The following is a 21,826-nucleotide window of genomic DNA, read 5'->3' as shown; positions in this document are numbered from 1 at the left end:
CGTGCACGTACGCGAACTGAAGATTCCCGGTGCCTGGGAGATCACGCCCACCCTTCATGGTGATTCGCGCGGTCTGTTCTTCGAATGGCTCAGCGACAAGGGATTCCGCTCCTTCACCGGCCACGGACTGGAGGTCATGCAGGCCAATTGCTCGGTGTCGTCGGCCGGCGTGTTGCGCGGATTGCACTTCGCGCAGCTGCCGCCTAGCCAGGCCAAATACGTGACCTGCGTTCGCGGTGCGGTGTTCGACGTCGTCGTCGACATCCGGGTGGGCTCGCCGACATATGGGCAGTGGGATTCGGTCCTGCTCGACGACTCCGATCGCCGTACGATCTACATTTCCGAAGGCCTGGGGCATGGTTTCCTTGCTTTGCAAGACAATTCGACCGTGATGTATTTGTGCTCGGCGGAATACAGCCCACAGCGCGAACACACGATCTGCCCGACCGATCCGGAGCTGGCCATCGACTGGCCGCTGGTCCACGGGGCGGCACCCAACTTGTCGGACCGGGACGCCGCGGCACCCAGCTTCGCTCAGGTGCGCGCCTCCGGCCTGCTACCCACCTGGGATGAGACCACGGCGTATGTGGACAGACTCAAACAGAAGCGGCCCGATTCCGCCTAGCCGCCACAGCGCTCGCCCACAAGGCCACCGTGAGCACTTCGGCCATCACGCTGACGGCGGCGTACGGTGCTGGGTCCCAACCCCGTTCAAGGAAGCCGGACAGGCCGACGGTGCGCGACATGACGAACGCGACCAGCGAACCGGCGGCCAGCGCGGCGCCGGCCCAGCGCAGCCACGCGGGACCGCCGATCAGGATCAGCAGCGCGACCGCGAACGACAGGCTGGCCTGAACCAGGAACGCCGTGCCGATCGTCGGAATATGCCGGTAGCCATGCACATAGAGGTAGGCGTGACTGGCGGCGCTGACGGTCAACGACACGGCGAGGCCGAGGCGGACCAGGATGCTCGTCAAACTCATTGCAGTGTCGTCTCCTTCAGGGCCAGAGCGGTCTGCCCCTTGGCGTAGCTGACCTCGCGGATGCCCAGCGCGTCGCGCAGCTTGCCGGCCGGAAGCGTGACCGGCTTGGGCGCGGGTCCGTCGCCCGGTCGCGGCAGCGGGTAGGCGGTGGTGGTGCCGCTGTGGAAAGTGACGTTGTCCTCCGTCTTGGAGAATAGTTGGTGGACATGGCCGTTCAGACACGTCACCGAAGAGAAGCGGCGCAGGTAGCTCAGCGCCTGGGTGGCATCGTCGGTGCCCCAGCCCCATTGCGGGTACATCGCGAACAGGGGGATGTGGCTGAACACGATGATGGGAGTGTCGCTGGAAAGTCCCGCGACGTCCTTCTTGACGAACTCCAACTGATCGGCACCGAGATGACCGAGCTTGCGCAGATTCAGCGTGTTGACCAACGCGATCAGGTGCACACCGGCGATGTCGTGGCTGTACCACCCGTCGCCAACGGAGCCGGCGCCGAACGCGTTTCGATACTTCTGCCCCGCGTCGTCGATCGAGTCGTGCTCTCCGGGGACGGTGAACACGTGTGGCGTCTTGAGTCCGTTCATCATCTGCTTCACCTGGTCGAACTGCTCCGGGCTGGACAGGTGGGTGAGGTCCCCGGTGTGGATGACGAAATCCGGTGTGTAACCGAGGTTGTTGACCAGATCGATCGCGTGGCCGAACGTCGCGGTGACGTCGGGGTTGGGCGGCCCGCTGAACCCGAGGTGGCTGTCGCTGATCTGGGCGAACCGCAGGGTGGGCTTGGCCGCCACATGCTGCGCCCCCGCCTGGCCCGCGACGTGCGAGATGACCTCGCCCCCGGCCACGGCGAATCCGACCGCCGCACCGAACCATGCCGTGTGCCGGATGAGTTGGCGGCGAGTCATGCCCTTGTCGTCGCCGGGGCGGCTCATCCCGTCACCACCACGGTGCCGTGCATCATCGGATGTATCGAACAGACGTACTCGAAAGTCCCTGCGGTGGAAAAGGTGTGGGTGAAGGTGGCACCCGTTCCCATGCCGGGTGAGTGAAACGAGCCGTCGCTCGCTGCCACCGTGTGGGGTTCCTCGTCGCGATTGGTCCACGTGACGGTGGTCCCGGCGGGCACGGTCAGGGTCACCGGCGCGAACGCGAATCCGTCGATGCTGACCTGGTCGCCGCGCACCGGAGCCGCCGGCGCGGTGATCGACACCGCGGTGGTCGTGGGCGCGGCGGTGGTCGCCGTCGGCCGGGGCTGGGAGCAACCGGCCAGCAGTAACACGCCTACGGCCGGAACGGCCGCCAAAAGTCTTCGTCGCATGGGGATATCCATGCCAAGAGATAGCGCGGCGGGTTACACGCTCAGGCCGGGCGCTCGGGGGCCGCCGGGGCGAACACCTCGATGACCCCGTTGACCTCACGAACCATCAAGGCCGGCAGCGGTTTCGGCGCTATCGGCAACTGGTGGGCGAGCACCTGCCCGGCGGGCGAGAACGACGTGGTGTGGCAGGGGCAGCGCAGGGTGTCCTCCGGTGCGTCGAACCAGAGCCTGCAGCCCTGGTGGGTACACACCCCGGAGATCGCCTGAATTCTGCCGCCGACGCGGCGGACGAACCCGGTCACCGAGCCGAGGTCGAACGCGTGCATGGCACCGTCGGGCACGTCCGAGCCGTCCGCGACGCGCTGCCAGCTGCCCTCGGTAGGCGTGAGTTGCCCGGCGGCAGTCTCGGGGGTGCGACCGTCGCCGGCTCGGCCCGAGATCAGGGCGCGGTCGACGGACACCGCGGCGACCGCCGCGGTGGCGGCGGCCGACGTGCCGACGATGACCTGGCGCCGCGTGCTGCCGTGGCCCCGAGCCGTTTCCGTTGGCGCGCCCGACATCTGCTCGGCGACTCGCCGGTGCAGGTCGGCGACGAACTCCGGGCGCGGCGCGTCACCGCCCTCGCGAGCCGCGCGCAGTTCGATCGCCGTGCGGACCTGCGCGGCCTCGAAGTCGTCCGGCGCGAAGGGCCTGGGCCGGCGCCCCCGCAACAGGTCGTCGACATACCGTCGCAGCCCTCGCGCATTCATGGCTGGCCCCCATCGTTGACCTGCGCCGCCAGCCGCAGGGCGCGGTGCTGGAGCACTTTGGCGTTGGCCACGCTGATTCCGAGTTCCGCGGCTGACTCCTTGATCGAATTACCCCGCAGGAAGCGGGATTCCAAAATCTGGCGGTAGCGGTCCGGCAGGCTGTCCAGAACCCGGGCAACGCGCTGCGGCGCGGTGCTGATCGCCTCCTGGCTGTCGGCGGGTTGTTCGATGTCCTCGATCGAGGTTATCTCTCGCCCCAGCGTCTCGCGCCAATGCGCGGCCAGCACCGTCCTGGCGGTCGCCCGCAGGTACGCGCGCACCTCGGCGACGCTCGCGGTCAGCCGCAGCGGCCGCAGCGCGGCGAGGAACACCTCGGCGGTGAGGTCTTCGGCGTCGGTTTGGTTGCCGACGCGCGCGAACAGCGTGCGGTACACCCAGGTCACGTTGTCGGAGTACACGGCTTCCCAGTTCGGGTAGCCGTCGTCGGGCACCGCGCGCAGGGGTCGCGGCCCGACGGGTTCGTTTCTTGCGGCCACTTGCCTCCTTCACCCGATGAATAGCGGCTCGGGTTACACGGCTCAGGGCGCGTAGTGGGCCTCGATGGTGCGCATACAGGTGTCAGGCTAGCCTGGCTTACGGCCTTCAAGAGTCGTCCACGCGCCACCCGACTGACCGGTTGCGCCATCCTTCGGGAAACTCCGGCAACGTGAAGTCGTTCTCGTACGGTGAGCAGCCCACCGTGCGGCCGATGTCGAGCAACGCCTGCTGTTTCGCGACGGCCGTTTCGATGTCGATCGCGATGGCGTCGAGCTGCCGCCGTCCCCGCAGTGCACTTTGATAGGCGGCACGCAGCGTGGGGCCGACTGCTCGATCTGCCGCGCCGGGCACCCGCGCAGCCTCGGTCAGCTCCACCTCTCGACCGCGGGCCGCATCGGCGCCGCGCCCGGTCTGCTCCGCCACGCCGAAACGGTAATTACTGCAGGAAATGGCGACAAGTCACCCACCTTGCCAACGTCGGATCCGGGTTACTAGGATATGCAAGTATCCGCTTAAGCGCGTCAACCACACTCGAGGGCCCCATGACCACACAGATTCCGCACTTCATCGATGGGCAGCGCACCGCCGGACGGTCCGTCCGCAGCGCTGACGTCTTCGATCCCAGCACCGGCCAGGTCCAGGCGACGGTGCCGATGGCCGGCCAAGCCGACATCGACGCCGCGGTGGCGTCGGCCGTCGAGGCCCAAAAGGGTTGGGCCGCAACAAATCCGCAGCGCCGCGCGCGGGTGATGATGCGCTTCATCGAGCTGGTCAACAAACATATCGACGAGCTGGCCGAGTTGCTGTCGCGCGAGCACGGCAAGACTCTGGCCGACGCCAAGGGCGACATCCAGCGCGGCATCGAGGTCATCGAGTTCTGCATCGGCATCCCCCACCTGCTCAAGGGCGAGTACAGCGAAGGCGCCGGCCCGGGCATCGACGTCTACTCGCTGCGCCAGCCGCTGGGCGTGGTCGCCGGCATCACGCCGTTCAACTTTCCGGCGATGATCCCGTTGTGGAAGGCCGGCCCGGCGCTGGCCTGCGGCAACGCATTCGTGCTCAAGCCCAGCGAGCGTGACCCGTCGGTCCCGGTGCGGCTGGCCGAACTGTTTCTAGAGGCGGGCCTGCCGCCCGGCGTGTTCCAGGTCGTGCACGGCGACAAGGAGGCCGTCGACGCCATCCTGAACCAACCCGACATCCAGGCGGTCGGGTTCGTCGGCAGCTCCGACATCGCGCAGTACATCTACGCGGGGGCCGCGGCCACCGGCAAGCGCTCGCAGTGCTTCGGGGGAGCCAAGAACCACATGATCGTGATGCCCGACGCCGATCTGGACCAGGCCGTCGACGCCCTGATCGGCGCCGGGTACGGCAGCGCCGGCGAGCGCTGCATGGCGATCAGCGTCGCGGTCCCGGTCGGTGACAAGACCGCCGACCGGTTGCGCGCCCGGCTCATCGAGCGGATCAACAACCTGCGCGTCGGCCACAGCCTGGACCCCAAGGCCGACTACGGCCCGCTGGTGACCGAGGCCGCCGTGGCACGGGTGCGCGACTACATCGCCCAGGGCGTCGACGCGGGGGCCGAACTGGTCATCGACGGCCGCGAACGAGCCAGCGACGACCTGACTTTCGGCGACGCCAACCTCGAAGGCGGCTTCTTCATCGGCCCCACCCTGTTCGACCACGTCACCCCGGAGATGTCGATCTACACCGACGAGATCTTCGGTCCCGTGCTGTGCATCGTAAGGGCGCACGACTACGAAGAAGCGCTGGCGCTTCCTTCTCAGCACGAATACGGCAACGGGGTGGCGGTTTTCACCCGCGACGGCGACGCGGCCCGTGACTTCGTCTCCCGCGTGCAGGTCGGCATGGTCGGTGTCAACGTGCCCATCCCGGTGCCGGTGGCCTACCACACCTTCGGCGGCTGGAAGCGTTCCGGCTTCGGTGACCTCAACCAGCACGGCCCGTCGTCGATCATCTTCTACACCAAAACCAAGACGGTGACGTCGCGGTGGCCGTCCGGCATCAAGGACGGCGCCGAATTCGTCATTCCCACAATGGATTGAGACTGCTCTATGGCTTGTTTTACCCTCGACGACGACGAACGGGTGATCACCGAGACGGCCGCCGCGTTCGCCGCCAAGCGCCTCGCCCCGCACGCCCTGGAATGGGATGCGGCCAAACACTTCCCGGTCGACGTGCTGCGCGAATCGGCCGAGCTCGGCATGGCGGCGATCTACTGCCGCGAGGACGTCGGCGGCAGCGGCCTGCGCCGGCTCGACGGGGTGCGCATCTTCGAGCAGTTGGCCATCGCCGACCCGGTCACCGCCGCGTTCCTGTCGATCCACAACATGTGCGCGTGGATGATCGACAGCTTCGGCACCGCCGAGCAGCGCAAGGACTGGGTCCCGCGGCTGGCGTCGATGGACGTCATCGCCAGCTACTGCCTCACCGAGCCCGGCGCCGGGTCCGACGCGAGCGCGCTGAGTACCCGCGCGGTCAGACAGGGCGGCGACTACGTGCTCGACGGCGTCAAGCAGTTCATCTCCGGCGCGGGCGCCTCGGACGTCTACGTGGTGATGGCCAGGACCGGCAGTGAGGGGCCGCGGGGCATATCGGCGTTCGTGATCGAAAAGTGCGCTGCCGGGCTGAGTTTCGGCTCGCTCGAGGAGAAGATGGGTTGGCATGCCCAGCCCACCGCGCAGGTGATCCTGGAGGGCGTCCGGGTGCCGGCCGAGGCGATGCTGGGCGGCGCCGACGGCGAGGGCGCCGGATTCGGCATCGCGATGAAGGGCCTCAACGGCGGTCGGCTCAACATCGCGGCGTGCTCGCTCGGCGGCGCCCAGGCCGCCGCCGACAAGGCCGGCGCCTACGTGCGCGACCGGCAAGCGTTCGGGTCGTCCCTGCTCGACGAGCCGACCATCCGGTTCACCCTGGCCGATATGGCCACCGGCCTCGAGACGTCGCGAATGATGTTGTGGCGGGCGGCCAATGCGCTGGACGCCGACGATCCCGACAAGGTCGAGTTGTGCGCGATGGCCAAGCGCTACGTCACCGACACCTGCTTCGAGGTCGCCGACAAAGCCCTGCAGCTGCACGGCGGCTACGGCTACCTGCGCGAGTACGGTCTGGAAAAGATCGTCCGCGACCTGCGCGTGCACCGAATCCTGGAAGGCACCAACGAAATCATGCGGGTGGTCATCGGCCGGGCCGAGGCCGCACGGGTCCGCGCAAACGCGTAGAAGGGTCTTCGGAGATGACCGAGCACCTGACGGTGGCCTTCCTGGGCCTGGGCCATATGGGTGGGCCAATGGCGACGAATCTCGTTGCGGCCAAGCACGCGGTGCGCGGATTCGATCCGGTGCCGGCGGCGCTGTCCGCGGCGACCGAGGCCGGGGTCACCGGATTCGGCAGCGCCACCGACGCGGTGGCCGGCTCCGACGTGGTCATCACCATGCTGCCCAACGGGGAACTGGTCAAACGCTGCTACGCGGAAGTCCTGCCGGCGGCGCGGCCCGGCGCGTTGTTCATCGACAGCTCCACGATCTCGGTCAACGACGCCCGCGAGGTGCATGCGCTGGCCGAATCGAACGGCGTGGCGCAGCTGGACGCACCCGTGTCCGGCGGGGTGAAGGGTGCCGTCGCCGGGACGCTGGCGTTCATGGTGGGCGGCGACGAGGACGCCCTGCGACGGGCGCGGCCGGTGCTGGAACCCATGGCGGGCAAGATCATTCACTGCGGTGCGGCCGGAGCGGGGCAGGCCGCCAAGGTGTGCAACAACATGGTGCTGGCGGTGCAGCAGATCGCGATCGGCGAGGCGTTCGTCCTGGCCGAGAAGCTCGGGCTGTCCGCCCAGTCCCTGTTCGATGTGATCACCGGGGCGACCGGCAACTGCTGGGCCGTGCACACCAATTGCCCTGTGCCCGGCCCGGTCCCGACGTCACCGGCCAACAACGACTTCAAGCCGGGTTTTGCGACGGCGCTGATGAACAAGGATCTGGGGCTGGCGATGGATGCGGTGTCCTCCAGCGGATCGGCGGCGCCGCTGGGCGCCCACGCCGCCGAGATCTACGCGAAATTCGCTGCGGATCACGCGGATAAGGACTTCAGCGCGGTCATCGAGATGCTGCGCGGCAGCTGAACTCACGCGGACTGGCTTCCACCACGCTGAGCGGTGAAGCGGTTCGTCGGATCCTGGTCATCTCGAACCCCGCTTCGCTCAGCAGATATCGATACTCGGCGGCCGTACGCTCCCGAGCGCCCAGATTCAACAGCATCTCCAGGTCCACCCAGTTTCCCGGGAAGTCGCGGTCGTGGTCCGGAATGACCATCTCGACCAGCAGCACCCTGGCCCGCGGGCCCGCCGCGGCGCGAACGTTACGCAGGATCCGGACCGCCATATCGTCGCGCCAGTCGTGGATGATGTTCTTCAGGATGTAGGCGTCACCCCCACCCGGAACGGTGTCGAAGAACGATCCCTCCGCGATGCGCACCCGGTCGGCCACACAGTGCTTTTCGAGCAATGGCCGCGCGCTCGCGACGACCGAGGGCAAGTCGTACAGCACACCGCGCGAACCGGGCGCCGCCGCGAGGACGGCGGCCAGCAGCGGGCCGTGACCGCCGCCGACGTCGACGATCGTGGGGTAGGCGCCGAAGTCGTATCCGGCCACCACCGACGCGGTGGTCAGCTCCGAAATGTTCGTCATCGTCTGGTTGAAGAGCTCGGCGAGCTCGGGCTCGTCGGCGAAGTAGGCGAAGCTGTCCTTGCCGTGCAGCGCCGGGACGACGGACAGACCGGTGCGGACCGAATCGACGAGCAGGGTCCATCGTTCGCGCTGCTCCCGCGATCCATAGAATCGCGCCGCCGATGTTGTCGGCACCGGCGCATCCGAACGCAGCGTCGCCGCAAGGGGATTCAGCTCGTAGCGGCCGTCGCGGCGGCGGCGGAAGACTCCGCGGCCGATCAGCGCGCGCAGCAACCGTCGTAGCGCGTCGGCGTCCGCGCCAACCCGGTCCGCCAGTTCCTCGATCGGCAGCGGGCCGTGGGCCAGCGCGTCGGCGATGCCCAACTGGGCCGCCACCGTGATCGCCTGCGAAGTCCAAGTGGCGGTGATCATTTCCATCATCGCCGCCGGCGGGGGGACCAGCCGTTGATGTGCCCGATATAGGCGATGACGGATCCACTCCACAACGCGGGCCAGCCGCGGCGGCGGCGGCTTGGCGCTCGTCGGCATCACCTCACCTCCGATCGGACGCGCGCCGGCGCGCCCGCCGCGAGCTCCCGACTGATCTGGGCGGACATCCGGCTGTGACTCACCTTGTGCAGGAACGCCGCCAGCGCCCAGGTCATGAACCGGTCCGAGATCATCGCCGCCGGCCTCAGCATGGACTCGCTGCGGGACACCTGCTGCGTGGTCACCCAGGACACGGTCCTGACCTGGCGCCGCCGGGTCTTTTCATACCGGCGCAGCGCGCTCGCGAGATCACGTCTGCTGCCGGGAGGAACTGTCCGGACGAGATGAGAAAGCGCCTGGCACAACACCATCGTGTCGAGCAGCGCCTGGTTGGTCCCCTGCGCAAGGGTGGGCGGCATCGTGTGTGCGGCATCGCCCAGCAGCGTGACGGCGCCACGGCCCGCGCGGGGAATCGGATGGCGGAAATGCGGGAATGGCGAAGGGGCAAGATCCTCATCGCTCAGCGTCACCAGCACGCGGTCGACAAGACCGGACCACCCGGTGAAGTGGGAACGCAGCGTGTCGAGCGGGCGCGGCGGCCTGACGAAATCCGACGACCACGGCAAGTCGAACCACCACTGCAGATCCGAGCCTCCCGCCGGCCACAGGCCGAGGTTGCCATGCTCGCCGATGATCATGAGCGCGACGTTCCGATCGACGTCGCCCGGAAGCGTCACAAGTCCCTGCCAGCTGCACCAGCCCGTGGGCCGCGCGGCCGGCCCGCCGACATAGTCACGGACCCTCGAGTGCAGGCCGTCCGCGCCGATCAGCAGGTCCCCTTCGACCGAAGTGCCGTCGTCGAATTCGGCTCGCACCCCAGTGGGGGTGTTGGCGAAATGGGTGGCGCGGCGGTTGAACCGAATGCGCTGCGCGGGAAGCCCTTCCAGCAGGCGTTCGAGCAGGAGCCGACGCGGGACCATCCGGACCGGTGCGCCCAATCGTGCCGTGACGGCCGTCAGGTCCACCGTGGTGATCCGGCGGCCGGTGGGTGTCGTGACGCGCACGCTGGAAAGTAGCTGCCCGGCGCCGTCCATATCGACGCCGAGCTGGTCCAAAACCTCTGCGCCATTGGGCCAAACGGTTACGGCGCCCCCGCCTGGCTGCGAATCCGGGCGCCGCTCGAAGACGGTGACGTCATGCCCGTCGCGCATGAGTCCCCGGGCAACGGAGATGCCGCCGACACCGGCGCCGACGACGAGGACGCGAAGCGGCATCGGCGTCAGTTCCGCGTAGGGCCAAGGTTCATCGCAGACCTCCTACCGCTACCACGTAGGACGTCGGCGAGAGGTTCAAAAGTCGCCGGCGTGGCGCCGCAGTGTCTCAATGGACGACACGAGCGCTTCGGACTCATCGGCGTCGATTCCGATGTCGGCGAACACCTGCTCGTTGAGCGTGATGGTGGCGTCCTCGACGGTCGAGCGCCCGAGATCGGTGATCTGCACCAGTGTGGTGCGCCCGTCGGTGGGGTGGGGCACCCGCTGCACCAGCCCGTTGGCCTCGAGCCGGCGGATCGCATGCGTGACGCTGGTGACGTGGACCTGCAGGCGGTCGGACGCCTTGGTGATAGGCAGCGCGCCGCTGCGGCTGAAGGCCAACAGCCGCAACAATTCGAAGCGCGAAAAGCTCAAGTCGTAGGGGCGCAGCGCGTTCTCGACGCGGGCGAGCAGGATCTGGTGGGCCCGCATCACGGACGTCACCGCAACCATGCCCGGCGCCACGTCACCCCAGCCGGCCCGCGTCCAGTTCGCCCTCGCCAGTGCGATCGGGTCGGGTTTGTCGGATGCAGAAGGGGCCACGCCCTTTCTTACCGCACTTGGCCGCGATTTACCTCAGGCTCGTGACTTTGCCACGGCGGCCAGCACCGCTCGGGTGGATGCGCGGCTCCCGACGGTGATCCGCGCACCTCCGTCGGGATAGTGCCGGACCTTCAGCCCGGCCTCACCGAACACCTGTTGCCAGTGCCGCCCGACGGGCGGCAGGTAGACGAAGTTGGCGTGTCCGTCGGTGGTGCGCACCCCCAACGCGGCGAGGCGGCGGGACAGGTAGTGCCGCTCACCGGCGATTCGCAGAATCCGTTGCCGCAACTGGTCGTCGGCCGCATAGGATGCGGCCACCGCGACCAGGCTGGTGATCCCCATGCCGAACGGCAGCTGCATCTTCCACAGGATCGCGGCGAGCTGCGGTGCGGCGAACCCGTAGCCGATACGCAGTCCGGCCAGGCCGTAGGCCTTCGAGAACGTCCGCAGCACCACGACATTCGGGAAGCGGCGCACCAGATCCGGCCCGCCGACGCGGTGCTGGGGGGCGACGAACTCGATGTAGGCCTCGTCGAGCAGCACGACGGTGTCGTCCGGCACGCGGCGCAGGAATCGTTCGACCTCCGCGACGGGCTCCATGGTTCCGGTCGGATTGTGCGGCCGGCACAGCACGACGACTTTCGCGCCCGCCGCCGCCTCGGCCATGGCCCGCAAATCGTGGTGACCGGATTCGTGGAGCGCAACGGTGACCGGCGTCAGGTGGGCCATCTGCGCGAAGATCGGATACCCGTCGAATGTCGGTTCGCTCAACACGACTCGGTCGCCGGGCCGCGTCACCGCGTACAGGACCTGCATCGCCACCCCGCTCGCCCCGGCTCCGAGGACGACCTGCTCGTCGCCGACCCCGACGTGCCGGGCGACCATGGTCCGCATCCGTTCGGGCCGGAATTCGGGGTAGCGGTTGGCGGCGTCGATCGAGCGGATCAACGCCGACCGCACGGCCGGCAGCGGCGGGAACGGGTTCTCGTTGAGGGACAGCGCCAGCGGATCGATCGCGTCCGGCAGTGCGCCGCCCAGCTCGACGGGGTCCGCTTCCAGCACGGCCGACATCAGTCTCGCCCGCCCCACCGGACGGCGGCCGCGCCCGCGAAGTCACCGGCGTGCGCGAAGGCGGCCATCAGCACCATGTCGCCGGCCTTGAGCTGGCCGTCGGATATCGCGCGGTCGAGGTTGATGGGGATGCCGGCGCCGAACAGGTTGCCGCACTCGTCGAAGGTGTCGCGATGGCGTTCGGCCGGCACGTCGAGCGCCTCGCGCCAGTTGCGCAAGAACACCCGATTGGGCTGATTGGTCACCAGCAGGTCGATCTCTTTGGACGGCAAGCCGATCCGGTCGCAGACCGCGAGCGCGACTTCGGGGACCTGCCTGTTGCCGCGCGCCAACACCTTGGTGATCTTGCTTTCGGTGAAACCGATGCAGCCTTCACCCGGTCCGGGTTGCCACCATTTGCGGGGCGGGTCGACCGCGATCGTCATGTCGCCGGCGTATTCGCCGTAGGTGCGGCACTCGACGTCGAGAATCGGTGAATCGTCCGACAGCGTGACGAGTCCCACGGCGGCGCCGTCGCCGGGCACCGACGACTGCGCCTTCGCCCGCACGCCGGGTTGGTCGAAGATCTGCCCGGCGGCGTTCTGCGCGACAGCGATCAGTGCGGTGCGCCCTTCGCCGGACGTCAGGAGACGTCGGGCTACCTTGAGCGCCAGCACGAACGCCGCGCACCCGCCGTTGTGCAGATCCAATACCCAGTCGGGTCGCATGCCCAGGCGGTGCGCGATGCTGCCGCCCCCGCCGTAGAACGGCATGTCGGGCATTTGAGTGTGGGTGATCAGCACGTCCACGTTGGCGATGACGTCGTGGCCGTTGCGTTCGATGACACCGGCGGCGGCCCGCTCCACCATGTCGACTGCGGTTTCGTCGGCCGCGACGTGATGGCGGAATTTAGGGGCGCGGAACATCAAGTTGTCGGCCAGCTCATCGGAGCCGGCGAACTGCGCGTAATAGCTTGCGCCGATGGGTTTTCCGGGCAGGTAGGTGGAGACGTCGGTCAGGCTCGCGCTCGGTTGCTTCATTGTGCGGTGCTCAACTCATCCAAACCGGCGTGATCGGCAGGCCGTTGCGGTGGCGGTACTCGGCGATGGTCTTGAGGTTGTGCAGTTCGACCCCGTGGCCGGCACCGAAGATGTCCCAGAAGTCACCCACCCAACCCGTCCGATCCGGCGGCGCGGCGTCGGTGTACGGGTTGTTGTCGTAGAAGGGATGGTGGCAATTGGTCCACAGCACAACGGAACCGGGCTTGTTCAACACCAGCTGCGCGTCGACGACCCGCATCAGGTAGATCATCCACAGGTGCTCGCCCTGGTCCCAGGCGCAGTGGTAGTCGACGGTGCCCGCCTCGGCGTTGGCCACCGTTCGGGTGAAAATCTTGGTATCCGGCAGCAGCCGGTCGTGGGCCAGCCACAGCCCGGGCTCATTGGTGGGGGTGAAGTCGCGCAGCGTGTAGGTCCACTCCTCGAGGCTGCGCGTGTCGGCCAGGTATTCGAACAGCTCGTCGGGTGGGCAGTCGACGTAGTCGCTGACCGTGCAGTACCGCCCGAAGACCTCGTCGTGCGGGTACACGGACCGCATCTGGGCCATGAACATCGGCGCGGTCTTCTCGAGCGGCGAGGTCTCGATGCGGACCAGCCCCTCGATCGGCTCGGTGGTGCCGGTGTGAACGTGAATGTCGTCAAGCGCGGGCAGGGACATCTGGTCTTTCCCCTTTAGGTGTCGGTCGGCCAATGCATTTGGTCGCTTGCTGGCTCAAAAATGTTGCGAAGGGTGGGATTTCGTCAGCGGAGCACTCAACGCTGATCACCGACGGGCCATCGGTGGTCATCGCCCCGTCGAGCACGGCGGCCAGCGCGTCGACGTCGGCCACGTCTATCGCCGAGAGCCCCGGGAACATCGCCGCCAGCCCGGCGCCCAGCCGGCTGGGGCCGAACCGGTTGTAGCTGTAGAGGTCGTCGTAGAACAGCTGCTCGCGGGTCACGCACATGGCGTGGGCGTTGTTGTTGAACAGGACGAACGTCACCGGCAGCCGGTACTGCACCGCCGTGTGAACTTCCATGCCGTGCATGAAGAATGCGCCGTCGCCGGCGATGACGACCGTGCGCCGGCTGAGCCGGCTGCCCACGGCACGGCCGAAGGCCATCCCGATGGCGGCACCGAAGCTGTAACCCATGCCCCCCATGCCGAGCGCGACGGCGAACCGCCCGCCACGGCGGACCGGCAGATGATGAATGGCCGCCGCACCGGTGTTGCCCGCGTCGACGACGATGTCCACCCCGTCGGGCAGCATCCGGTCCAGCACCGTCAGCGCATCGCGGTAGCGGACGCCGGGACCGCGGTACGGCGGTGGGCGCAGTTCGGTGTCGGTCACGAAATCGGGCACCCGCAGGCCCCTCGGCCGGCCCCGCCCGGACAGTTCCATGGCCACCATGCGCAACGAGGTCCGCAGGTCGTCGGTGTACACGTGCGCGCATTCGACGTAGGGAGCCGCGGATCCGATCGAGACCGTCCGCGCCGCCGTCAGCGCGTCGTCGAGGCCCGCCCGGGCCGTCACCGACAGGCGGGTGCCCACCACCAAGCACACCGTGCTGTCACCGACCGCCTCGGCCACGCCGGGATGCCCCATGACACCGGTCACGCCCAGCGCCGACGACGAGCCCGAACCCGGCGTGCCCGCGACGTCTTTGGCGTCGGGCACGCATGCCACCCGTGCGCGCAGCAGCGCGCGCAGCGCCTCCAGCTCCGCTCGGGCGTCGTCGCGGGCCACCTGCTCGCCGGCGATGATGCTGACCGGCCCATCGGGGGCGCGTAGCGCGCGCAGTACCGGATCCAGATCACCGATCCGGGGCGCCACCGACGGACCGGCGGCATGCCCGTCGCGACTGATGACCGTGACCGGCTTCTGCTGAATGTCCTTGGGCAACAACAGGACAGCCGGGCCACCGCCGCGTGCGGCCGCGATGGCCTCGGGCAGGGCGGTGACGATGTCGGAGGGCGTCAGCACTCGTTGGCACCAGACCGATACCGCCGAGAACAGCGCCTCGGCATCCAGCGCGCCATTGCGGCCGCTGGTGTCCTGGAAGCTGCCCCGACCGTCCAGCGTTGTCGCCGGCTGGCCGACCAATGCCAGCACCGGGACGCGACTGGCCAACGATTCCCCAAGGCCGGGAACAAGATTGAGAGCTCCCCCGCCGGAAGTCGCCGCCACGACGCCCAGGCCCGCGCCGCTGCGGCTGTACCCGTCGGCCATCGTGGCCGCGGAGAATTCATGCTTGGCCAGCACGGCGGTGATGTCCGCGCAGAAGTGTGCGGCGTCGTAGAGGTCTTCGATGTTGGCGCCGTCGACACCGAAGATGTAGTCGGCGTCGGTCCTCGCGAGATGCTCGACGATGTGGTCGACCACCCGGTGTTGCCTCGACATCTGCTCACCTAACTTATGACGATGCCAGTGACACGACCCGCAGGTGACTTCAGTTCACTCCGGCAGCGGATGCCCGCGGACTGCCAGCGCTTTTAGATATGTGTCAAATAGCTGTGGAACCGGCCATCCGGGTCGTAGGCGGCGCGCACCCGGTCCAGCCGTGCCATGTTCGGTTCGGTGACGAATCGCGCGGGGCGCCGGCACAGGTTCTCGTCCGCCAGCGAGATACCGGTCGCCAGGTGCGACATGGCGGCCATGTTGGACGCGGCCCAGTTGCGGTACCGTTCGTCGTCCGCCGGGTCCCGCCAGATGGTGTACAGCGCCAAATAGATGTCGTCTTCGAGGCCGTACACCATCTCGGTGCGGCTCGGCGACGTCTTCCAGCCCGTGAAGATGAAGTGTGACGGGTGCGGCGGCATCGTGTCGATGATCCGGCGGATGCCCGGCAGTAGTTCTTCGGCGGAAGCCGCGGTGAACATGCTGTCCGCAATGTAGCGGTGGCCCTTCGGGTAATTGGTCATCACCGCCGTGTACCAATTGGCCAGGGTCGTCGGCGCGTAGGGAAGGCCGACGATCGCCTTGTCGACGACCGGGCAACTGCCCAGCGGCGCAAGGGCTTTGGCCGCCTCCTCTTCCGAATCGGCGAAGACGGGCGAGGCGATCGTGATGCCCGGCTGCTCGAGGCCGGCTCCCGGGAAGCTACGGGCGGTATGCATCTGCAGTTCGACCCGGTCGTCGAGCTCGGCGCTGATCGAGCGCGCCCACGTGAAGACCTCGTCGGCGAGTTCGATCGGGTACATGTACAGGCAGGTGCCCCACACCGCCGGACGCGGATAGACCCGTAGCTTGAACGAGGTCACGACGCCGAAGAAGCCGGGGCCCGAACCTCTTGCAGCCCAATACAAATCGGGGTGGTTCTCGGGATCGCAATAGATCCGCTCACCGTCCGCGGTGATCACCTCCAGCCCCAGCACGCTCTCGCACGCCGGCCCGAGGGCCCTGCTGTTCCAGCCGTAGCCGCCCTGCAGCAGATAGCCACCGAGGCAGATCCCCTCGCAATGGCCCGCGGGGAAGAACAGGTTTTGCGCGTCGAGTTCGGCCGCGAAGACGCTGGCGCTCTTTCCCGGGCCGACGTTCGCGGTCATCCGTTGCGGATCGACGCTGCAGTGGTCGAGGCGGCTGACGTCCAGGAGCAGGCCGCCGTCGCGAAGGTGGCTGGCGACCCAGCTGCGCCCTCCCGAACACACCCCGATGCGATGCCCGTTCGCCCCCGCGTAACGCAGCGCCGAGACCACGTCGTCGGCGTCGCGCGCCTGCACGATGACATCCGGAAACCGTTCCGGCACAAGGCCGTTCCACACGGTGTCGAGACGGGCCGTTTCGTAGCCGGCTTCGCCGCGAAAGAAAGTGCGTTCGGTGGTGAGCAGGGCCATTCGCGTTCCTTACACCGTCGCCAGTTGGTCGCTGTTCTGCGACCTTCTGAGGTAACCCGCGACCTTCGCGGCCAGCGGCGTGGCGGCCAGCCGGATCGCCCGCAGCGGGCCGTTCGGCGGAATCCCGTATCCGATCGCGAAGAGTCCCTCGCCGACGTGGCAGGCGAAGCCGCCGCGCGGGTTGCCGTGCTCGTCGAGGACGCCGAGGTGGCCGACCACACCGCGCAGGTTCGCCTCGAACCCGGTTGCGGTGATGATCACCTCGGGTGCCACCGACGTGCCGTCGGCGAGGATGACGGAGCCGGATTGCAGCCTGGTGACCGCGCCGACGACTTCGACGCGGCGCGCTCGCACCGCGTCGACCAGCCCGTCGGCCAGCGTGGGAATGCGTCCGCGGGTCTCGACGGTCGCTTTGAGGCCCACCGCCGGCCGCCGAAAACCGTAGCGGGACAGGTCGCCCCACATCAGGCGGGTCGCGCGGGCGATCAGCGGATCGACCATGCGGGCGGGGACCCGTGCGGACAGCTCGAGGAAGATGTCCGACGGGAACCCGCCGATGGCCCGCCGCACCAGGTGCGGCGGGGTGCGCACCGCCAGCCAGATCCGGCGGGCGCCGTCGTCGGCCAACTGCACGGCGATGTCGGCGGCGGAGTTACCCGCCCCGACGACGAGCACGTCTCGGCCGCGATACGGCCACGCGTTGACGAAGTCCGCGGAGTGAACGATCTCGCCTTCGAAGCTTTTCAGCCCCGGCCAGCGAGGGGCGACCGGCGCGCCATAGTTTCCTGTTGCGAGAACGACTGTCCGGCTTTGGATTTCGCCCGTCGATGTGTCCAGCCGCCACACTCCCCCGCAGCGGTCGAGCGAGTGGACTTCGCACCCGAGCAAGAGCGGGATCTGCTGCCGCACGACGTAGCGATCGAAGTAGCGGACCATGTCCTCCTTGGTGGGCCAACGGCCGGCACTCAACGGGATACGTTGTCCCGGTAGGTGAGACAAGAACCCCGTCGTGTTGAGGCGGAAGTCGTCATAACGCGTGCGCCAGGAGATCGCCGGGGCCGCCGCCCGGTCGAGCACGAGCGCTGTGACACCGTGCCGATGGTGGAGTTGCCGCGCGACGGCCAGGCCCGCGGGCCCGGCTCCGATGACAACGGCATCGACGCTGTCCCGAAGCCCGGCCGCGAGGTGGGTCCTTGGCATGCCGGTGTAACGACAGGCGAGGCCGTTGGGTTCACCGCGCGGTGTTTACAGAGAGCGCTGCAACAGGACCTGTCCGGTGTCGGCGGCAACCACCTGCACGGCGGCGATCTGGTCGACCGGAGTCGAGATCGCACCCGCCGGGGTCGCCGTGTGCCCGGGCACGGCCACCCATGTCGCCAGCCGGGTCTGGCTGCCGTCGCGGCCCAACACGACCATCGCGAGCGTGTCATGGTGCGCGGTCAGCGGAGCCAGGCACACGCAGCGCAGGTTGATCGACGTCCCCCAGTGCTGGCCGCTGACGGCCACCGTCGACGTCAGCAGGCTGGTGCCCACCTGCGCCATCGGCTCCGCCGACGCGGTCATCTGCTGCGACGGGGCCGACGACCACCCGTGCAGGCCGACGAACACCGCGATGGCCAGCACCGCGGCCGCGGCCGTCGACGCCACCCAGGTCACCACCCGGGCGCGGCGGCGCCGCCAACGAACCGTCGCCAGCAGGGACGGCAGCAATTCCTCAGACATCTGCGGGGCCGGACCGGACTGGTCGATGGCGGCCACCTCGTCACGGTCGAGCTGTGACAGCAGCGCCGGCACCCCGCTGAGATCGGCGACCGCGGACCGGCAGGCCGGGCAGTGCGTCAGGTGCGTCTCGAATTCGCGCCGTTGCGCGGCCGACAACGAGCCCAACACGTATGCGGCGTCCCACATCGCATAACGATCTTCGGGAGGGCCGATATCGCGCACCGGCGTCCTCATTTCATCCATCTCTCTCACCCCTCGCGCATTCGGAGCCCCTCATCGGGTGACCCCAAGTTCTTGCAGAGTGAGCCGCAACGCCCGCACGGCATAGTGTAGTCGCGACTTCACCGTCCCCTCTGCGATTCCTAGGTCTGCAGCAGTCTGTGTGGTGGTCCAACCGCGGTAGTAGGACCGTTCGATCACCGCGCGGTGCTCGGCGGACAATTGGGTGATCGCGTCCGCTATCAGCAACCGGTCCAGCGCCGCATTGACCTCGTCCGGCGTGGACTGTTCGGGCGCGCCCTCGACGTCTGTGGAGCCGACGACGTTGCGGAAACGCGCGCTGCGCCGGTCGTCGATGATCATGTTGCGGGCCACGGTGAACAACCACGCCCGCGCCGAGCGCTCGGTGTCGCCGATGACCTCGGGGTGTTGCCACGCCCGCAGCAGCGTTTCCTGAACCACATCCTCGGACTGGCTCGCGTCCCCCGTCAGCCGCAGCGCATACCGCCACAGCACCGCGGCGTGCTCGTCGTAAAGCGCCTTCATCAGAGCGGCTTCGGCGGGGCCGGTCACTCCGCGACTGCCAGAAACCCGAGCCACTCGATCACCTCCTGCCGGGGAAACGAGGCGAGTGGGCGTTTAGTTCAAGGCTAGTCGGCGCCTAAGCCGAGGTCAGGATGCGTGGCCCGGCGTCGGTGACCGCCACGGTGTGCTCCCAGTGGGCCGCCCGCGACCCGTCGGTGGTGGTGACCGTCCACTGGTCATCGAGCACCACGGTCTTGCCGGTTCCCAGCGTCAGCATCGGTTCGATGGCCAGCACCGATCCGGCGGCCAGCAGGGGGCCGCGTCCCGGCGAGCCCTCGTTGGGCAAAAACGGGTCCATGTGCATCTGGCGGCCGATGCCGTGGCCGCCGTAGCCCTCGACGATCCCGAACGACCGCGCATGGCGGGCCTCGGCGTCGCGGGTGCCCATCTCGATGGCGTGCGAGACGTCGGTCAACCGGTTACCGGGCACCATGGCCGCGATCCCCGCCTCCAGCGATTCCCTGGTCGCCTGCGACAAGGCTTCGTCGGCCGCATCCAGCGTCCCCACTCCGAAGGTGATCGCGGCGTCGCCGTGCCAGCCGTCGAGCACCGCCCCGCAATCGATCGACACCAGGTCACCGGGCGCCAAAATCTCGGCGGCCGAGGGAATCCCGTGCACCACGCGCTCGTTCACCGACGCGCAGATCGACGCGGGGTACCCGTGATAGCCCAGGAAAGACGGCACCGCGCCGGCGTCCCGGATCACGGATTCGGCGATCTGGTCCAGGCTCAGCGTCGACACCCCGGACACCGCGGCCGCGTGGACCGCCCGCAAGGCGGCCGCCACCACCGCGCCGGCCGCGGCCATCGCGTCGAGTTCGCCGGCACTGCGCTGCGGCACCACCTTGCGACCCCGCAGCCGCGCCAGCGGGTTCATCCCTACTTGCCCAGCGCCTGCAGCGCGCGGGCGAACACTTCGTCCATGGTGCCGATGGCGTCGACCGTCTTGAGTTCGTCGCTGTAGTAATCCAGCAGCGGCGCGGTCTCGGCGCGGTAGATCTTCATCCGGTTCAGGATGACGTCGTCGGTGTCGTCGGCGCGCCCGCGGCCCTTCAGCCGTTGCAGCAACTCGTCTTCGGAGACCCGGAATTCCAGCACGGCGTCGATGTCGGTGCCCCGGCGTCCCAGCATGTCGTGCAGCGCCTTGGCCTGCTCGATCGAGCGTGGGTACCCGTCCAGGATGAAACCGTTGGCCGCGTCCGATTCGTTCAGCCGGTCGTCGACGAGCTGGTTGGTCAACTCGGAGGGCACCAGGTCGCCGGCGTCGAGGTAGCGCTTGGCCTCCAGGCCGAGCTTGGTGCCGTTCTCGATGTTGCTACGGAACAGCTCTCCGGTGGAGATTTGCGGGATTCCCAGCTTCTCCGCGAGCTTCTGGGCCTGCGTCCCCTTGCCCGCCCCCGGCGGTCCCAGCAAAACGACTCTCACTTGAGGAACCCTTCATAGTTGCGCTGCATGAGCTGGCTCTCGATCTGCTTGACCGTATCCAAGCCCACGCCAATCATGATCAACACCGCGGTACCGCCGAACGGCAGATTCTGAACCGCTCCGCTATTGCCGATCTGCAGGAACAAGTTGGGCAGCACCGAAATTGCGCCGAGGTAGATCGAGCCCGGCAGGGTGATCCGGCTCAGCACGAAACGCAGGTAATCGGCCGTCGGCTTGCCCGGCCGGATGCCGGGAATGAAGCCGCCGAACTTCTTCATCTCGTCGGCGCGCTCGTCGGGGTTGAAGGTGATCGAGACGTAGAAGTACGTGAAGAAGATGATCAGGCCGAAGTAGATGGCGATGTACACCGGGTCGCTCGGGTCGGACAGGTAGGTGCCGACGAACTTGTCCCACCAGCTGTTGCCCACGCCTCCGGCGCCGCTGCGGATCAGCTGGGTGATCAGGTGCGGGATGTAGATCAGCGAGGACGCGAAGATCACCGGGATAACACCGGCCTGGTTGACCTTGAGCGGCAGATACGTCGACGTTCCGCCGTACATGCGGCGCCCGACCATGCGCTTGGCGTACTGGACGGGGATCCGGCGCTGGCCCTGCTCGACGAACACCACGCCGACGATGATGACCAGCGCGGCGATCAGGACCGCGCCGAAGATCATCCCGCCGCGGCTGTCCAGGATCTGCTTGCCCTCGGCGGGGATGCGCGCCGCGATGCCCACGAAGATCAGCAGGGACATGCCGTTGCCGATGCCGCGCTCGGTGATCAGCTCACCCATCCACATCACCAGCGCCGCGCCGCTGGTCATCACCAGCACGATGACGACCAGCGTGAAGATGCTCTGGTCGGCGATGATGTCGAGCGAGCAGCCCTGCAGCAGCCCACCGTTGGCCGCCAGGGCCACGATGCTGGTGGCCTGCAGGATGGCCAGCGCGATGGCCAGATACCGGGTGTACTGCGTCATCTTGGCCTGGCCGGATTGGCCTTCCTTGCGCAGCTCCTCGAACCGCGGGATGACCACCGTGAGCAGCTGCACGATGATGCTGGCGGTGATGTAGGGCATCACCCCCACCGCGAACACGGTGAGTTTGAGCAGCGCACCACCGGAGAACAGGTTGATCAGCGAATAGATCTGTCCGGCCGCGCCGCCGCTGGCCTCTTTGATGCACTGCTGGACGTTGGGGAAGTTGACGCCAGGGGACGGTAGCGCGGCGCCGACCCGATACAAGACGACGATGCCAAGCGTGAAGAGGATCTTCCGTCTCAGGTCGACTGTCCGCAGCGATGAGATGAAAGCGGAAAGCAACTCTTCCTCCTGCGCAG

23 protein-coding genes and 1 pseudogene are annotated in these 21,826 nt (G+C 67.9%); 4 read left to right on the top strand and 20 right to left on the bottom strand.

From position 1 onward, the window contains the following. Position 1 precedes the first annotated feature (1 nt). Complete coding sequence (gene rfbC / locus AC5Y4T_RS13195) at positions 2-625, top strand: dTDP-4-dehydrorhamnose 3,5-epimerase (protein WP_499953581.1); 624 nt, start codon at positions 2-4, stop codon at positions 623-625. Here the strand turns inward: rfbC and AC5Y4T_RS13190 are convergent. From AC5Y4T_RS13190 to AC5Y4T_RS13165, 6 genes and pseudogenes are all read right to left on the bottom strand, one after another. Next, positions 597-983 (bottom strand): hypothetical protein, encoded by a 387-nt coding sequence (locus tag AC5Y4T_RS13190; RefSeq protein WP_499953579.1) that lies wholly within the window; start codon positions 981-983, stop codon positions 597-599. The genes rfbC and AC5Y4T_RS13190 overlap by 29 nt on opposite strands. Next, positions 980-1,915 (bottom strand): metallophosphoesterase family protein, encoded by a 936-nt coding sequence (locus AC5Y4T_RS13185; RefSeq protein ID WP_499953574.1) that lies wholly within the window; start codon positions 1,913-1,915, stop codon positions 980-982. Before AC5Y4T_RS13185 ends, AC5Y4T_RS13190 begins: the two co-directional genes overlap by 4 nt. Beyond that, positions 1,912-2,301 (bottom strand): cupredoxin domain-containing protein, encoded by a 390-nt coding sequence (locus AC5Y4T_RS13180; protein WP_499920646.1) that lies wholly within the window; start codon positions 2,299-2,301, stop codon positions 1,912-1,914. Before AC5Y4T_RS13180 ends, AC5Y4T_RS13185 begins: the two co-directional genes overlap by 4 nt. Before the next feature lie 41 nt (positions 2,302-2,342). Then, positions 2,343-3,050 carry a QcrA and Rieske domain-containing protein gene (locus AC5Y4T_RS13175; RefSeq protein ID WP_499920648.1) on the bottom strand — a complete coding sequence of 236 codons (708 nt, stop codon included), beginning with the start codon at positions 3,048-3,050 and terminating at the stop codon, positions 2,343-2,345. After that, positions 3,047-3,586, bottom strand: a complete 540-nt coding sequence (locus AC5Y4T_RS13170) for an RNA polymerase sigma factor (RefSeq protein WP_499920650.1) — start codon at positions 3,584-3,586, stop codon at positions 3,047-3,049. The genes AC5Y4T_RS13175 and AC5Y4T_RS13170 overlap by 4 nt, the downstream gene beginning before the upstream one ends. Before the next feature lie 124 nt (positions 3,587-3,710). Next, positions 3,711-4,010 (bottom strand): annotated as a pseudogene (locus AC5Y4T_RS13165) (DUF7956 family protein); the annotation flags it as partial. Between the two features lie 119 nt (positions 4,011-4,129). Between AC5Y4T_RS13165 and AC5Y4T_RS13160 the strand changes: the two are divergent. From AC5Y4T_RS13160 to mmsB, 3 genes are read left to right on the top strand one after another with little or no spacing between them, the layout of a single operon-like run. Further along, positions 4,130-5,650, top strand: a complete 1,521-nt coding sequence (locus tag AC5Y4T_RS13160) for a CoA-acylating methylmalonate-semialdehyde dehydrogenase (RefSeq protein ID WP_499953572.1) — start codon at positions 4,130-4,132, stop codon at positions 5,648-5,650. Between the two features lie 9 nt (positions 5,651-5,659). After that, positions 5,660-6,826, top strand: a complete 1,167-nt coding sequence (locus AC5Y4T_RS13155; RefSeq protein WP_499953569.1) for an acyl-CoA dehydrogenase family protein — start codon at positions 5,660-5,662, stop codon at positions 6,824-6,826. Positions 6,827-6,840: 14 nt separating this feature from the next. Continuing rightward, positions 6,841-7,725 carry a 3-hydroxyisobutyrate dehydrogenase gene (mmsB, locus tag AC5Y4T_RS13150; protein ID WP_499953567.1) on the top strand — a complete coding sequence of 295 codons (885 nt, stop codon included), beginning with the start codon at positions 6,841-6,843 and terminating at the stop codon, positions 7,723-7,725. Here the strand turns inward: mmsB and AC5Y4T_RS13145 are convergent. The 14 genes from AC5Y4T_RS13145 to secY form a co-directional block, all read right to left on the bottom strand. After that, a complete protein-coding gene (locus tag AC5Y4T_RS13145; RefSeq protein ID WP_499953565.1) occupies positions 7,700-8,818 on the bottom strand; it encodes a methyltransferase in 1,119 nt (372 codons plus the stop codon). The two genes, mmsB and AC5Y4T_RS13145, sit on opposite strands and share 26 nt — an antisense overlap. Then, positions 8,818-10,032 (bottom strand): FAD-dependent oxidoreductase, encoded by a 1,215-nt coding sequence (locus AC5Y4T_RS13140; RefSeq protein WP_499953562.1) that lies wholly within the window; start codon positions 10,030-10,032, stop codon positions 8,818-8,820. Before AC5Y4T_RS13140 ends, AC5Y4T_RS13145 begins: the two co-directional genes overlap by 1 nt. 75 nt (positions 10,033-10,107) lie before the next feature. After that, the gene (locus tag AC5Y4T_RS13135) at positions 10,108-10,614 is read right to left on the bottom strand and encodes a MarR family winged helix-turn-helix transcriptional regulator (protein ID WP_499947792.1); all 507 of its coding nucleotides are present in this window, start codon (positions 10,612-10,614) and stop codon (positions 10,108-10,110) included. A gap of 33 nt (positions 10,615-10,647) precedes the next feature. Then, a complete protein-coding gene (locus AC5Y4T_RS13130) occupies positions 10,648-11,685 on the bottom strand; it encodes a pyridoxal phosphate-dependent aminotransferase (RefSeq protein WP_499953558.1) in 1,038 nt (345 codons plus the stop codon). Continuing rightward, positions 11,685-12,704, bottom strand: a complete 1,020-nt coding sequence (locus AC5Y4T_RS13125) for a 3-oxoacyl-ACP synthase III family protein (RefSeq protein ID WP_499920667.1) — start codon at positions 12,702-12,704, stop codon at positions 11,685-11,687. Before AC5Y4T_RS13125 ends, AC5Y4T_RS13130 begins: the two co-directional genes overlap by 1 nt. 10 nt (positions 12,705-12,714) lie before the next feature. Beyond that, positions 12,715-13,380 carry an SRPBCC family protein gene (locus AC5Y4T_RS13120; RefSeq protein ID WP_499953554.1) on the bottom strand — a complete coding sequence of 222 codons (666 nt, stop codon included), beginning with the start codon at positions 13,378-13,380 and terminating at the stop codon, positions 12,715-12,717. Further along, complete coding sequence (locus AC5Y4T_RS13115) at positions 13,361-15,103, bottom strand: thiamine pyrophosphate-binding protein (RefSeq protein ID WP_499953552.1); 1,743 nt, start codon at positions 15,101-15,103, stop codon at positions 13,361-13,363. The genes AC5Y4T_RS13120 and AC5Y4T_RS13115 overlap by 20 nt, the downstream gene beginning before the upstream one ends. Before the next feature lie 92 nt (positions 15,104-15,195). Then, entirely contained in the window at positions 15,196-16,536 is a 1,341-nt protein-coding gene (locus AC5Y4T_RS13110) for an FAD-binding oxidoreductase (protein ID WP_499953549.1), read from the bottom strand. 9 nt (positions 16,537-16,545) lie between these two features. Beyond that, entirely contained in the window at positions 16,546-17,736 is a 1,191-nt protein-coding gene (locus AC5Y4T_RS13105; RefSeq protein ID WP_499953546.1) for a flavin-containing monooxygenase, read from the bottom strand. A 45-nt stretch (positions 17,737-17,781) separates the two neighbouring features. Continuing rightward, complete coding sequence (locus AC5Y4T_RS13100; protein WP_499920780.1) at positions 17,782-18,492, bottom strand: anti-sigma factor family protein; 711 nt, start codon at positions 18,490-18,492, stop codon at positions 17,782-17,784. A gap of 39 nt (positions 18,493-18,531) precedes the next feature. Continuing rightward, positions 18,532-19,077, bottom strand: a complete 546-nt coding sequence (locus AC5Y4T_RS13095) for a sigma-70 family RNA polymerase sigma factor (protein WP_499947804.1) — start codon at positions 19,075-19,077, stop codon at positions 18,532-18,534. Between the two features lie 61 nt (positions 19,078-19,138). Further along, positions 19,139-19,939 (bottom strand): type I methionyl aminopeptidase, encoded by an 801-nt coding sequence (gene map / locus AC5Y4T_RS13090; protein ID WP_499953543.1) that lies wholly within the window; start codon positions 19,937-19,939, stop codon positions 19,139-19,141. Between the two features lie 2 nt (positions 19,940-19,941). Next, complete coding sequence (locus AC5Y4T_RS13085; RefSeq protein WP_499920679.1) at positions 19,942-20,487, bottom strand: adenylate kinase; 546 nt, start codon at positions 20,485-20,487, stop codon at positions 19,942-19,944. Continuing rightward, positions 20,484-21,809, bottom strand: coding sequence for a preprotein translocase subunit SecY (gene secY, locus AC5Y4T_RS13080; protein ID WP_499920784.1), 1,326 nt, complete (start codon positions 21,807-21,809; stop codon positions 20,484-20,486). The genes AC5Y4T_RS13085 and secY overlap by 4 nt, the downstream gene beginning before the upstream one ends. Between the last annotated feature and the right edge of the window lie 17 nt (positions 21,810-21,826).

This window comes from Mycobacterium sp. NGS11 (genome assembly GCF_059813315.1).
Note: the sequence above shows the minus strand (reverse complement) of the source record. Positions and strands in the feature narration are given on the sequence as shown.